The 12508-nt window shown below is 63.2% G+C and carries 14 protein-coding genes; 5 read left to right on the forward strand and 9 right to left on the reverse strand.

Translation table 11 applies throughout. The annotated features are described in order from the left end of the window. Window positions 1-6: 6 nt before the first annotated feature. Window positions 7-1380 (reverse strand): NAD-dependent succinate-semialdehyde dehydrogenase, encoded by a 1374-nt coding sequence (locus tag HX613_RS10710; RefSeq protein WP_235345304.1) that lies wholly within the window; start codon window positions 1378-1380, stop codon window positions 7-9. A gap of 136 nt (window positions 1381-1516) precedes the next feature. Next, window positions 1517-2863: an MFS transporter gene (locus HX613_RS10715; RefSeq protein ID WP_235345305.1), complete on the reverse strand. Its 1347-nt coding sequence runs from the start codon at window positions 2861-2863 to the stop codon at window positions 1517-1519. 77 nt (window positions 2864-2940) lie between these two features. Between HX613_RS10715 and HX613_RS10720 the strand changes: the two genes are divergently transcribed. Continuing rightward, window positions 2941-3468: a winged helix-turn-helix transcriptional regulator gene (locus tag HX613_RS10720; protein ID WP_235345306.1), complete on the forward strand. Its 528-nt coding sequence runs from the start codon at window positions 2941-2943 to the stop codon at window positions 3466-3468. A gap of 44 nt (window positions 3469-3512) precedes the next feature. Further along, window positions 3513-4115, forward strand: a complete 603-nt coding sequence (locus HX613_RS10725; protein WP_235345307.1) for a dihydrofolate reductase family protein — start codon at window positions 3513-3515, stop codon at window positions 4113-4115. 24 nt (window positions 4116-4139) lie between these two features. Here HX613_RS10725 and HX613_RS10730 read toward each other — a convergent pair whose 3' ends face one another. Both HX613_RS10730 and HX613_RS10735 read right to left on the reverse strand, forming a co-directional pair. Further along, window positions 4140-5561, reverse strand: a complete 1422-nt coding sequence (locus tag HX613_RS10730; protein ID WP_235345308.1) for an aldehyde dehydrogenase family protein — start codon at window positions 5559-5561, stop codon at window positions 4140-4142. Window positions 5562-5628: 67 nt separating this feature from the next. Then, a complete protein-coding gene (locus tag HX613_RS10735; RefSeq protein ID WP_235345309.1) occupies window positions 5629-7206 on the reverse strand; it encodes a GMC family oxidoreductase in 1578 nt (525 codons plus the stop codon). Window positions 7207-7551: 345 nt separating this feature from the next. On the opposite strand from HX613_RS10735, the gene HX613_RS10740 reads away from it, so the two are divergent. After that, entirely contained in the window at window positions 7552-7839 is a 288-nt protein-coding gene (locus HX613_RS10740; RefSeq protein WP_235345310.1) for a hypothetical protein, read from the forward strand. On the opposite strand, the gene HX613_RS10745 is transcribed toward HX613_RS10740, so the two are convergent. Both HX613_RS10745 and HX613_RS10750 read right to left on the reverse strand, forming a co-directional pair. After that, complete coding sequence (locus HX613_RS10745) at window positions 7822-9069, reverse strand: Cmx/CmrA family chloramphenicol efflux MFS transporter (protein WP_235345311.1); 1248 nt, start codon at window positions 9067-9069, stop codon at window positions 7822-7824. The genes HX613_RS10740 and HX613_RS10745 overlap by 18 nt on opposite strands. Further along, window positions 9066-9743, reverse strand: coding sequence for a TetR/AcrR family transcriptional regulator (locus HX613_RS10750; protein ID WP_235345312.1), 678 nt, complete (start codon window positions 9741-9743; stop codon window positions 9066-9068). Before HX613_RS10750 ends, HX613_RS10745 begins: the two co-directional genes overlap by 4 nt. A 115-nt stretch (window positions 9744-9858) precedes the next feature. Here HX613_RS10750 and HX613_RS10755 point away from each other — a divergent pair, with 115 nt between their 5' ends. Beyond that, window positions 9859-10128, forward strand: a complete 270-nt coding sequence (locus HX613_RS10755; protein WP_235345313.1) for a DUF5808 domain-containing protein — start codon at window positions 9859-9861, stop codon at window positions 10126-10128. Between the two features lie 68 nt (window positions 10129-10196). On the opposite strand, the gene HX613_RS10760 is transcribed toward HX613_RS10755, so the two are convergent. Genes HX613_RS10760 through HX613_RS10770 form a run of 3 tightly spaced genes read right to left on the reverse strand, consistent with a single transcriptional unit; the run spans window position 10197 to window position 11598 of the window. Continuing rightward, window positions 10197-10553: a VOC family protein gene (locus HX613_RS10760; protein WP_235345314.1), complete on the reverse strand. Its 357-nt coding sequence runs from the start codon at window positions 10551-10553 to the stop codon at window positions 10197-10199. A 50-nt stretch (window positions 10554-10603) separates the two neighbouring features. Beyond that, a complete protein-coding gene (locus HX613_RS10765) occupies window positions 10604-11173 on the reverse strand; it encodes a DinB family protein (RefSeq protein ID WP_235345316.1) in 570 nt (189 codons plus the stop codon). 59 nt (window positions 11174-11232) lie between these two features. Continuing rightward, window positions 11233-11598, reverse strand: a complete 366-nt coding sequence (locus HX613_RS10770; RefSeq protein ID WP_235345317.1) for a DUF488 domain-containing protein — start codon at window positions 11596-11598, stop codon at window positions 11233-11235. Between the two features lie 153 nt (window positions 11599-11751). Here HX613_RS10770 and HX613_RS10775 point away from each other — a divergent pair, with 153 nt between their 5' ends. Beyond that, the gene (locus tag HX613_RS10775; protein WP_235345318.1) at window positions 11752-12504 is read left to right on the forward strand and encodes a pyrimidine reductase family protein; all 753 of its coding nucleotides are present in this window, start codon (window positions 11752-11754) and stop codon (window positions 12502-12504) included. The last annotated feature ends 4 nt before the right edge of the window (window positions 12505-12508 follow it).

Raw genomic sequence — 12508 nt, forward strand, 5'->3', positions numbered from 1 at the left:
TCAGTCTCAGGCGTGAACGCGGATCAGGTGTTCGTTCGTGAACGCCTGGAAAGCCCACTGAGCGTTCTCGCGGCCGTAGCCCGAGCGGTTGATGCCGCCGAACGGGTATTCCGGTCCCGATTCCATGTGGGAGTTGATGAGCGTCATGCCGGCGTTGACCTTGGCAGCGAAGCGCTCGCCCTTCTCGAGGTCATCGGTCCACACCGAGCTCATGAGCCCGTATTCGGTGTCATTGGCCAGACGCAGCGCATCCTCTTCGTCCTTGGCCCGGTAGACCATGACCGCGGGACCGAAGAGCTCATTGCAGCCGAGGTCCGACTTCGGATCGATGTCGGAGATCACGGCCGGTGACATGAACCAACCCGGACGGTCGAGCTTCTTGCCGCCGGTGTGCAGCGTGGCTCCGTCGGACACGGCCTTGTCGATCATGGCCACGATGTCATCGCGAGCACCTTCGGATGAGACCGGGCCCATGCCGACGTCGGGGTCGTCGAAGGTTGAGACCTTGGTGGCTTCCGCGGCCTTGACGGCCTCGGCGAGGAACTCGTCGTAGAGATCGTCGACGACGATCATGCGCTTCGGCGAGGTGCAGACCTGACCGGCATTCGCCAGGCGCAGGCCCACGAGCTTCTTGGCCACAGCCGGCACGTCCTTCGAATCGAGGACGACCGCGGGGTCGTTGCCGCCGAGTTCGAGGACGGCACGCTTGTAGTACTTGGCCGCGATGGCGGCCACGGAGGCCCCCGCGCCCTCGGAACCGGTGAGGGAGAAGCCCTTGACGCGGAAGTCCTTGAGGACCTCCTCGGCGTGGGAGCTGTCGAGGTAGATGTTCTGGTACACGCCCTTGGGCAGGCCCGCCTCGGTGAGGAGATCTTCGAAGTACTGCGAGGACTTCGGGCAGATCGAGGCCTGCTTCATGATGATCGCGTTGCCGACCATGAGGTTGGGCAGCACGAAGCGGGCGATCTGGTTATAGGGGAAGTTCCACGGCATGATGCCCAGCAGAACGCCCAGCGGCTGGTGGCGGACATAGCTGCTGGCCGCACCCGCTGCTGCGAGGTGTGTGGGGGCCAGATGGGTGGCGGCGTTGTCGGCCATCCAACGTGCCGTGCGAGCGACCTTGTCCACCTCGCCGAGGCCCTGCTTCTTGACCTTGCCCATCTCGCGGCCGATGATGTCGGTCATCTCGTCGGCATTGGCATCGACGAGGTCGGCGAACTTCCGGAGGATCGTCGCGCGCTCATGGAGCGGCGTCTCCTTCCACGAAAGGTGAGCCTCGTGGGCACGATCGATGTAACCGGGGATCTCTTCCTTCGTGACGGAAGCGAACTCTTCCTCGACCTCACCGGTGTTGGCGTTTGTCACTGCGAACTTGCTCATAGGACGTCCTCTCGTGGATAGATTCACCTAAGTATGACAACACGCGGAAAGGCCCGGCAATTCCCTCTCCATCGTGAGACAAGAGGGCAATCGCGTCGAACTGTGGGGACCCGTCTTCGCATGAAACGGGTGTGGCTCAGTCCTCGGTCGGCGTTGTCACCTGAGCAGCCGCCTCGGCGGGGATGACTGTCCTCTCACGTGCCTGTCGATTGCGTCTGACCGCGAATGACAGGGCGGCAGCGACCGCGCACATCATGGCCCCGCCCCACCAGGCGTACGTGTATTCGCCGAAGACATCGCGGATGACGCCGGCGCCGAAGGCGGCAGCCGCGGCGCCGAGCTGGTGCGCTGCAAAGACCCAGCCGAAGACGATCGTGCCTCGATCGCCGAAGGCCTCACGGCACAGCGCCGAGGTGGGCGGAACGGTCGCGACCCAGTCGAGGCCGTAGATGACGATGAAGAGCACCATGGACGGATGCACGATGTCCGAAAGCAGCCAGGGCAAGAGCAGGAGCCCGACGCCGCGGAAGGTGTAGTAGGCGAGCAGGAGGATGCGCGGGTCGAATTTGTCGGTCAGCCACCCGGAGAACACGGTTCCGGCGATGTCGAAGATCCCGACGACCGCGAGCAGGCCTGCCGCTGTGGTCGTCGGCATGCCGTGGTCGTGTGCGGACGGGATGAAGTGGATGCCGATGAGACCGTTGGTCGTCGCCCCGCAGATGGCGAACGCAACGGCCAGAGCCCAGAACGATCGATGTCGAGCAGCGAAGGCCAGGCCGGCGAAGGCACGTTTGGTGGCTCCGCCTGTGGGCCGCTCGTCGGGCACATAGGTCTCGGGATCGGCGCCATAGGGCAGGACACCGCGGTCCTCCGGATGGTCGCGGAGGACGAACCACACGACCGGCACAGCCACGAGGGCCGCCGCAGCGATGAGCAGAGAAGCTGGACGCCAACCGGTCGACTCCGCGATTGCGGCGACAGGAGGCAGGAAGATCAGCTGGCCGGTGGCCGAGCCGGCGGTGAGTATGCCCATGACCAGTCCTCGGCGGCGGATGAACCATCGATTGGCGATGGTTGCGGCGAAGACCATGGCCATCGACCCCGTGCCCAGCCCGATGAGCAGCCCCCAGAAGACGAGCAGCTGCCACGAAGCGGTCATGATCACGCTGCCCCCAGCACCTGCTGCGACAAGGGTGAGAGCAAGCGCTACGATCTGGCGGATTCCGAAGCGGTCCATGAGCGCAGCGGCGAACGGGGCCGTGAGCCCGTAGAGAATGAGGTTGACGCTGACCGCCAGGGACATGACGCTCATCGACCAGCCGAAGTCATTGTGGAGCGGGATCATGAGCGCGCCCGGGGCTGCCCGGAAACCTGCCGCGGCGAGCAGCGCGAGGAACGCGACGGCGGCCACCCACCAAGCGGGGTGGATGCGGTGACGCTTGCTCGTCTTGGCGCCAGGGGGACCCATTGGAGTGGTCGACATCGATCGCTCATACTTTCTTGAAAGAAGTTAGACTGGAGGCAGTATAACCAGACTTCTTACGAAGAAAGGTAACGCCCATGGCGTTGAGATCCGATTGGTCCGAAGCGCTCTGCCCCGTCGGGCGCTCCCTCGACGTGCTCGGCGATCCGTGGGTGCTGCTCATCGTCCGTGACGTGCTCCACGGGCGCGGTCGCTTCGACACACTGCGTGAGAGTCTGCGGATCTCCGAGGCGGTCCTCAGCAGACGTCTGCACTCGATGGTCGAGGCAGGTCTGTTGGAGAGAGTCGACTATCAGGACGGGGCACGCACCCGTCAGGGCTACGCCGCCACCGAGGCCGGCGCCGATCTGCTGCCGATCCTTCAGCAGCTCGCGCTCTGGGGTGAGAAGCACACCACGATGCCGACCGGCGGCGCACACATGCCGATGATCCACGACACCTGCGGGCAGGAGACGACCCAGGGTGAAGTCTGCAGCTCCTGCGGCGAAGTCCTCGTGTCCGAGGCGATGACTTGGGTCAAGCCCTGGAAGGTCGAGATGGGCGAGGGTCAGGAGGGACAGAAGGGCGCCCGTGAGAAGCTCCAGCCCGCAGGGACGCTGGTCTAGACTGATTCAGAATCGCCGAACTGTCTCAGAGACGCCGAGGAGCAATGATGCCCCAGCACCGTAGACTGAAGTACTTCGTCGCACTCTCAATCGACGGCTTCATCGCCGGCCCGGACGGCGGCGACCCCAGCGGATGGTGGCCCATCACCGATGACTACATCGAATTCATTCGCACCGAGTATCCCGAAACCCTGCCCGGACCGGCCAGGGACGCGATGGGCATTACGGGCCCGGGACACCACTTCGACACAGTCATCGAGGGACGCAGATCCTTCGAACTCGGCCTGGCCGCAGGACTGTCCGACGCCTACCCGCACCTGCGGCACCTCGTGGTATCTTCGACGCTCGAGGCCGACCCGGAGTCCGCTGTCGAAATCGTCGGCAATGATCCCGTAGGACGGATCCGCGATCTCAAGGGTGAACAGGGCAAGGACATCTGGCTCGTCGGCGGCGGAACGCTGGCCTCGAGCCTGCGTTCGGAGATCGATGAGCTCATCATCAAGCTCGGTCCTGTCACCCTCGGTACGGGTGTGCCGCTGTGGGGCTCTGAGTCCTACTTCAACGCGGAGGTCTGGACGAATACCGAGGTTCGAGCGTTTCCCGGCGGAATGACCCTGTTGCGGTTCGAGCGGGCCGGGGACGGCTGACAGACGGTCGTCGGCTGAGTTGACTCAAGACCCCTCCGGGGCGATGTGCACCGTGAATGGTCGAGTAGCTGAGTCATAGGCAGCTGTCGTGCCGGTGGCTCCCATGCCGCTGGCTCGGGCCGGCTCATAGGTTCGCACGCCGCTACCGCCCTGCCACTGATTGACCCACACGACGCCGGCGGGGATGCTGGCAGCCAGATCGATGTGATCGGCACTGCGCGAGTACACCGTCGCAGCCAGTCCGAATGATGATTCCGACGCACGTTCGAGCCCCTGGGCGAATGAGGACACGACCGAGACCGGAGCGATGGGACCGAAGGTCTCCTCGGTCATGACCGACATCGAAGCGTCGACATCGGTGATGACAGTTGCCGGATAGAAGAACCCGTGCCCGTCGGGGACTTCACCTCCTGTTCGCACCGTGGCACCTTTCGCTACGGCATCGCTCACCTGGTCACCGACGACGTGCCGCTGCCTCTCGTCGACCAGGGGCCCCATCATCACGTCCGCCTGCAGGCCATCCCCGAAGGCGTACGCTTCGGCAGCCTTGACCAGCTCGACGACGAATTCTTCAGCAATGGCCTGATGCACGTAGATGCGTTCCATCGACGTGCAGATCTGCCCCGTATTGACGAACGAGCCGAAGGCCACCGCCTCAGCGGTCGCCCGAACATCGACGTCTTCGTCGACGATGACCGGATCCTTTCCACCCAGTTCGAGAACCGCACGGTGCAGTGCCTGTCCTGACGCGGCACCGACCTTCCTCCCGGCGGACACTGAACCGGTGAAGTGGACCAGGTCGATGTCGTCGTGGCCTGCTAACGGTTCACCGGCGTTGACGTCGCCGAGCACGAGGTTGAGGACGCCGTCGGGAAGGTCGAGCAGTTCGAACAGTCGCACTGTCGACAGCGGTGAGCGTTCCGAGGGTTTGATCACTACGGTATTTCCGGCCGCAAGCAGGGGCCCGAGAGCACCTAGAACCATCGTGACGGGGAAGTTCCACGGTGTCACGACGGCGGCCACGCCCACCGGCTGGCGGATGACTCGAGTGCGACCTCCGTCGGGATCGTCGGTCGAGGTGTCGAATGCGTATGTCAGCGCCTCCCGTGCGGAGGCCTTCAGCCCGCCAACGCCGGCCGCGATGAAGTTGCGGCCGATGCCCACGGGTTTGCCCATCTCGCGGCATTCGAGTTCGGCCAGTTCGTCGGTGTGTTCCTCAATCCGATCCGCCCACCGGATGATCCGTGCCACGCGGTCCTCGACCGTCAGCGCACTCCACGCGGATTGGGCTGTCTTCGCCGAGGCGACTGCCAGGTCGACGTCGGCTGCCGCCCCTTGCGGGAATTCGGCGACCGACTCCTCGGTCGATGGATTGATCACCGTCAATCGGTTCGGGTCCTGGGAGTTGGTCCAGGTGCCGCCGATGTAGTTCTGCAGTGTCTTCACAATTGTCGCGTCTCCTCTGAAGTTCGGAAATGGTCGGTGGCTGTGTCGGAGTCGGACCGTGCCCTGGTCAGTCGATGCGGTCGGCCATCAGCTCGCCGACCATGATCGATGCCAGGTTCGTGTTGGCTCGTGGCACCGAGGGGAAGATCGATGCGTCGACGATGTGGAGGTTCTCGATCCCGTGCACTCGGCAGTCGGAATCGACGACGGTGGTCGGATCATCGGCACGTCCCATGCGGCAGGTACTCGTTCCGTGCTGAGCATCGGCGACAGTGGCCAGCAGGTGGGCATCCAGTGCGTCATCGTCGTCGAGGACAGAGAAGAGCTCCTCATTGCAGTCCTTCACGGATCCTCCGAGGATGGCCTGCGTCGCGTCCTGTTCGAGCAGTTTCACTGCGGCCCGGATACCGGCACGGAGCCGGGCACGGTCGCCAGTCTCGGAGAGCATCCGTTCTGCGACCGCAGGTTGTGCGTGAGGGTCAGCCGAGGTCAGTGTGACCGTGCCGCGGGAGTCGGCCTGGTTGAGCCAGACCCCGAAGGCGCCGTATTCGGCGCCCGTGTTCGCCGTCGCCATGGAGATCACGCTCTGGTTCATCGAGACGAACATCAGATCGTTGTATCTGACTAACTCGGTCCCCTCTTCTGGGCCGCTGGACCAGCGCACGCACACATTCGTGTGGCGATCGTCCGGTGACGAGATGCCCGAGGAGTCATTGAGCGGAAGAGTGATAGACGCCATCGCATGGTCCTGCAGGCCCTGTCCTACGGGAAGGTCGGCGAGGACGTCGATGCCCAGAGACTCAAGCTGGTGGTGTGGGCCGATGCCAGATCGTAGGAGGATCGTCGGTGAGTGGATGACCCCGGCGCTGAGGACGACGGTGTCCGCATACCGGGTCTCGGAGTTCTCCCCGGTGAGCAGGCTGACACCGACCGCGCGCGAGTCCTCGAAGAGGATGCGGTCGACGGTCGCCTCGCCGAGAATGGTGAGAGTCGGCAGCCCACGTGCGCCTTCGAGGTAGGCGTCGTTGACGCTGACGCGGCGCGAATCATGAGAGTTGATGGGGTAGGGAGAGACTCCTGTCGCCTGCGGTGCATTGACATCGGCGGCCCAGGGGTGGCCGGCGGCCAAAGCTGAGTCGGCCAGTGCCGTGTCCACTGCGCCCCACTTGTTGCGCGGCGCGCGGTAGATGGGAGTGGGCCCGGAGTCGCCGTGAAAGTCGGCGGTGCCGAAGTCTTCGTCATTCTCGAGTTTGGAGAAGTAGGGCAGGACCTCCGCACCCGACCAGCCCTCGCACCCGGACCTCGACCACTCGTCGAAATCCTCGAGCGGCGGGCGGATCGCAATCTGCCCGTTGACCGATGAGCTTCCTCCCACGCCCTTTCCTCTCCAGTAGATTGCTTCGCGCTGAGTATCGGTGCGGGTTGCGTTGAGATCGGTCCACATCATTCCTGCTATGGCGTCGGGCTCCATGATCGCGACTGCAGGGTTCGGTGATCTCCACGCCTCGTGCATCTCTGCCGACCGATAGTCTTGCCCCGCTTCGATGAGGAGGACGCGCTTCCCCTTCTCCGCCGATCGAACCGCGAATGCCGCCCCGGCGGAGCCGGCGCCGATGACGATGATGTCCCAGTTGTCTTCTTTCACGTCACATCTTCCTTGAGAACGGGTAGCTTGGGAGTGGGTGGCGGACTGTTCCGCTCTTCCAATACAATGACGTACATCACAACATTCAGTCAATAGTGAACGTTCATTGAAGAATGAATTGTTATGAAGGAGTTAGAAGTGGCGGCGCTCGCAGACACAGATGACCGGGAGGCGAAGGCGTCGCTGATCGAGAGTTTCAGTCGTCGGATCGGCGAGGCCATGAACTGGCCCCCGATGGCAGGTCGCACGGCAGGCGTTCTCATGCTCAGCGACTCACCGCTGAGTATGGCCCAGCTCCAAGACGCTCTCGATGCGAGCAAAGGCTCTGTCTCAGAGACTACGAGGTTGCTCATCGACAACGGCGTGATCGAACGGTTCAAAGAACCGGGACAGCGGCAATTTGTCTATCGCTGGAGGTCAGACGCGTGGATCGGCTGCCTGAACCACCAGTATCGGGCTACGACTCAACTGCTGGATTTCGCGGAGTCGGTGCAGGATCAGGGCAGAACGTTGCCAAATGTCCAGCGCCGCCGAATCGGACAGATGGAGGCGTACTACCGCTTCATGACAGATCGGCTTCAGAAGCTGCTCCGGGAATACTCCGAATCAGAGGCGTCAGGCGACAGCGTCTGAGGGCTCTTCGGGCGTCGCGACACCGCTGCGAGCGGTCCAGACCCGTTCGACTCGGATCGCAGCCGCGACGACGACGAGGGAGGCCAGTGCGAGGACGATCGCGACGACGACGGGAGCCTTGAACCCCCAGCCGAATGCGATGACTGCGGCGCCGAGGGCCGGCCCGACGGCATTGCCGACGTTGAACGCCGAGGTATTCACGCTGGCCGCCAAGGTCGGTGCCTGCGTGGCGATCTGGAATACCCGGGCATTGAGCGCCCCCGCAATCGAGAAGCCGCTGGCACCGATGAGGACGATCATGGCAATCGCCGCCCAACCGGTGTCGGCCACCAGCCACAGAGCGAAGAGACTCAGCGCCAGGGCCGCGAGGCTGCCGATGATGTTGCCGAAGATGTTCCTATCGGCGAAGCGTCCGCCCACGACGACTCCGATGAAGGCACCGATGCCGAAGGCAGCCAGGACTCCGGGGACCTGGTCGTGGGAGATCCCCGCCACCCGGGTGAGCAGGGGCGAGAAATAGGAGAATGCGGCGAAGACCGAGGCTTGGAAGAGCGCGGTCGTTGCCAGTGCCAGCCAGATTCGTGGACCCTTGAACGCTGCGATCTCGGCCTTGAGAAGAGTGGGCAGATGCTGGCTTGACCCGGTGTCTTCATCCGCCGGGTTCCGCACTGTGAGCGCGATGAGGACGGCGGCGAGTGCGGTGACGATGGCGACGGCCCAGAAGGTCGCTCGCCATCCGTACTGCGTGCCCACCCAGGTACCCAGGGGGACGCCCACGAGGTTGGCAACGGTCAGTCCGCCGACGAGGCTGGCCAGGGCACGACCATGCACCTCGGCGGGGGCGATGCGGGTCGTATGGACTGCGGCCACTGCCCAGAACCCTCCGCAGGCGATGGCCGCCAGGACGCGGGTGACCATGAGGATCGAATAGCTCGGCGACAGAGCGGCCAAGATGTGCAGTGCGGAGAACGCAATGATCGAGATGATCATCGTGGCCCGACGCGGAAGCCTGAGCGTCAGCAGCGCCATGGCCGGTGCCCCGCCGATCATCCCCACGGCGAATCCGGTGATGAGCAGGCCAGCCTGTGGAATGCTGACCTTCAGATCCGCACTGATGGGCTCGAGGATTCCGGCGATCATGAACTCGCTGGTGCCGAGGCAGAAGATCACTGCTGCGAGGAGGTAGACCTGAGCCGGGACACGGACTCTTGCCTGAGTCGAAGTCGTCACTGTGCGCTGCCTTCGGTAGAGATGAGGTGTCCGGGCGCTTTGCCGTCGTATGTGTGGGGTGCCAAGTGGTTGTGCAGTGCTGTGATTCCCTCGGGTGTGCACAGTGCTTCGATGAACGCGCTCGCCTGAGCCTGGATGTTGTCAGCAGGCATGACCCGAGCAGCGATCCTCAATCCGGCGAGCACGCTGTGGATGAGCTCCGAGTGCACTTTCGTGTCGACATCAGGGCGGATATGACCCTCGACCTTTCCGCGCTCGAGGACGATACCGTAAGCCTCCAGCCAGGCCCGGCGATCGGGATCGAGGATCGTGCACACCGCGTCGACTTCGCGTCCGAGTTCGGCCGCGGTGTTGGCCGACAGGCATCCGATCCGCTTATCGTTCTCGCACTGTTTGGCCAGTTCCCCGCCGAGGCGGTGCATGATAATCGCCGGGGCCGGTGCCGTTCCTGTGCGCAGCTCCTCACGAAGCGAGGTTCCGGAACCTGTGTATTCGCGCAGTGCCCGCAGGAACAGGGCATCGAGGCTGTCGAAGGTGTTGTAGAAGCTCGAGCGGCCGATGTTCGCACGTTCGCAGATCAGGCCGACGTCGGTGCCGGTGTATCCGTGCTCGCTGAAGACAGCGATGGCTGCCTTGATCACCGTCTGCTCGTCGAAGCTCTTCTTCCTGCCCATGGTGCGAGCCTAGAGTATTTTGGACAGTTATGTCCAATAAATTCTCGGAGCACGTTCTAGGCTCTTCTGACCTCGCTGGACGCTGACAACAGGTGTAACGTGACGGCAAGGAACAATGGCACTATTCCGAGTGGGACGCCCGAGCGAGCTGTCCGCGGCGAAGAAGGGAACACGCATGAGCCCGGTGAGCAAGGAACGCAGGAAGCAGCTTCGCGATGATGATGCGAACTGGAAGCTCGGAATCTTCTACTTCTGTCCCCGGGACCCTTCGTTCTTAGTTCCGAAGCGCGTCGGCATCGGATGGTCGCTCAACTTCGGGAGCCCGTGGTCGCTGCTGTTCCTCCTCGTCGTCATCGCTGTTCTGGTGTGGGGCGTCTTCCTCTGAGGAAGAGCTCGGGCACCGGAGGCGTCAGGCAGACAGGGTCCGATAAAATCCTGCGATGAACCCACGCACTACTTCCTGCGAGACGAGAGCACGCAGAATTCGTTGCCTTCCGGATCGGCCAGGACAACCCAGGGTTCGTCCTCGGTCTGCCCCACTTCGGCTCGTCGGGCGCCGAGAGCGAGCAGTCGATCCACTTCGGCGGCCTGGTCTTCGGGACGGAAGTCGAGGTGAAGGCGATTCTTCACGGTCTTGGTCTCCGGGTCGACTCCGAAGAGAAGGCCCGGGAGAGTGTGTTCCTCGGCTCTGATCTCCACTTCGTCCTCGTCCTCATAGATGACAATCCACCCGAGGGCCTCCGCCCACCAGTGGCCGAGCACATGCGGATCGTGGGCATCGACGACGAGCTGCTCCCATTCCAGTCCCATGTCCACAGATTAATGTCTCCACACTCGACTGTGAATGGCACTATGCCGGTTCAGACACCGACATCCTGCAGGTGGTGCCTGAGTTCGTGCAACCCATAGCGGGTCAATGAGGTCACCGTGAACTCGCGTCCATCGGAGCGGTACCCGGTGCGTTCCCACTGTTCGTCGGTGATCTGAGCCAGATCGGCCGCATAGGCCAGCGCTGCCGCTCTCAGGTCAAGGGCCACCTCGGCGGGATTCTGGTGGCGGTAGTCGGATGCGATGGCTACGGCGTCGCCGTCGAAGTTCGGCAGGGTCGGAGTCGACTGCGAGACGATCAGCGAAGTGCGTTCGCGGAACAGGTCGAGGATATCGCGCACATGGGCGGCGTACTCGACATCCGACCAGCGATCCGATCGGGCACGAACACCGGCATTCGGACTGGTCAGCACCTCACTCCAGGCATCAGCGGAAGCCGAGACATAGTCGGGGACCGCTGTGACATCCTCGTCGCCGGTGAACCCGCATACGGCGCACCCGGTCTCGAGCACATCAGCCCAATCTCGTGTGTCCGGTTCGATATCGCGCTGGACATCGGTATCGGGCTCGGTGCCCTGCGCATCTGGCTCTGTTTCGCTCATGTCATGTCCCTGACCTGTCTTGGTGTGGTTAGTCGTGTCGCAGCTGTGACGGCCGGAGACTATTTCTTATCCAGAACTTGTTTGAGCACCATCGCGTCGCTGATGTCGTCGCGCTTCGACGCAGTCAGGAGGGTCAGTTTGCCCTTCTTCGCGTAGTCCTTGAGCTGCTTGAGCGCCTCGGCATGGTCATCGTCTTTGAGCTCGTCACGGTAGCGCCGGGAGAACTCCTCGAACTTATCGGGATCGTGGGAGTACCACGTGCGCAGATCACTCGAAGGCGCGAGGTCCTTGAGCCAGTCGTCGAGTTCGGCCTTGTCCTTGCTGATCCCGCGCGGCCAGATGCGGTCAACGAGGATGCGAGTGCCGTCGCTGTTGACCGGATCATCGTAGATCCGACGAACCTGGACCTGATGCTTCTCTGACATGATCGTCCTCCTCGCTCTATGGTGCAGCTGCGGTGCTGATTTCAGTCTAAGACAGAGGAATTCTGGCGCAAGGAGGGAGGACTCGGACCCCGTCGTGACCCGTTCGCGAGTAGACTCAACGCCTGAATGCCAATGTTCTGATGCGAGGTGGCGATGACTGAGATTCCGAGGATCAATCGGCTCTTCCCCAACCAGGTGAAGGACGTGATCCTGCCGGAGGCCCTGGCATTTCCTCGCGCTGTGGACCAATGGGTGCGCGCGGTATTCGTGGCTTCGGTCGATGGGGCTGCGAGCATCGCCGGTCACGCCGGAGGTCTCGGCAATGACATCGACAAGCAGCTGTTCGCCCTCAACCGGGCGTTGGCAGATGTCATCCTCGTCGGCGCCGGCACTGCCAGGACCGAGGTCTACGGTCCTGCTGAAGACGATGCGCAATGGCGGCATCTGCGTGAGAATCGCAGCCCCACGGCACCCATGGCGGTGGTCTCACACAGTTTGGATCTCGATTTCTCAGCCTCGCTGTTCACCGAGGCGCCTCGCTCCGCGCGGACCATCCTCATCACCTGCGCAGACGCACCCGCTCAGGCACGTGCACAGGCCGCTGAGGTCGCCGAGGTGATCGTGGCCGGTCATTCGTCGGTGGACCTGAGCGCGGCGATCGCTGAACTCCAGTCGCGTGGATTCGCCCGGATCGTGTGCGAGGGCGGACCCCAACTGTTCACCGACCTGATGGAGGCAGAAGGCGTCGACGAACTGTGTCTGACCCGCAGCCCGACTCTGGTCGCCGGGACCGAGACGAGGATCCTGCGCGGTGCCCAGTTCGATCCACCGGTCGAACTCGAACTGAAGACCCTCTACGGCACCGATGACGGATTTCTCTATCTGCTCTATCAACCTGCAGCTTGAGAGG

Origin of the sequence: Brevibacterium sp. UCMA 11754 (assembly GCF_021532275.1) — a bacterium.
Taxonomy (GTDB): Bacteria; Actinomycetota; Actinomycetes; order Actinomycetales; family Brevibacteriaceae; genus Brevibacterium.

What these genes read in the sequence shown, in the direction of transcription:
- HX613_RS10755 (WP_235345313.1), top strand. Translation starts at nt 9,859, where the DNA reads ATGGCACTATTCCGAGTGGGACGCCCGAGCGAGCTGTCCGCGGCGAAG.
- HX613_RS10775 (WP_235345318.1), top strand. Translation starts at nt 11,752, where the DNA reads ATGACTGAGATTCCGAGGATCAATCGGCTCTTCCCCAACCAGGTGAAG.
- HX613_RS10750 (WP_235345312.1), bottom strand. Translation starts at nt 9,743, where the DNA reads ATGGGCAGGAAGAAGAGCTTCGACGAGCAGACGGTGATCAAGGCAGCC.
- HX613_RS10770 (WP_235345317.1), bottom strand. Translation starts at nt 11,598, where the DNA reads ATGTCAGAGAAGCATCAGGTCCAGGTTCGTCGGATCTACGATGATCCG.
- HX613_RS10760 (WP_235345314.1), bottom strand. Translation starts at nt 10,553, where the DNA reads ATGGGACTGGAATGGGAGCAGCTCGTCGTCGATGCCCACGATCCGCAT.
- HX613_RS10710 (WP_235345304.1), bottom strand. Translation starts at nt 1,380, where the DNA reads ATGAGCAAGTTCGCAGTGACAAACGCCAACACCGGTGAGGTCGAGGAA.
- HX613_RS10720 (WP_235345306.1), top strand. Translation starts at nt 2,941, where the DNA reads ATGGCGTTGAGATCCGATTGGTCCGAAGCGCTCTGCCCCGTCGGGCGC.
- HX613_RS10715 (WP_235345305.1), bottom strand. Translation starts at nt 2,863, where the DNA reads ATGTCGACCACTCCAATGGGTCCCCCTGGCGCCAAGACGAGCAAGCGT.
- HX613_RS10725 (WP_235345307.1), top strand. Translation starts at nt 3,513, where the DNA reads ATGATGCCCCAGCACCGTAGACTGAAGTACTTCGTCGCACTCTCAATC.
- HX613_RS10765 (WP_235345316.1), bottom strand. Translation starts at nt 11,173, where the DNA reads ATGAGCGAAACAGAGCCAGATGCGCAGGGCACCGAGCCCGATACCGAT.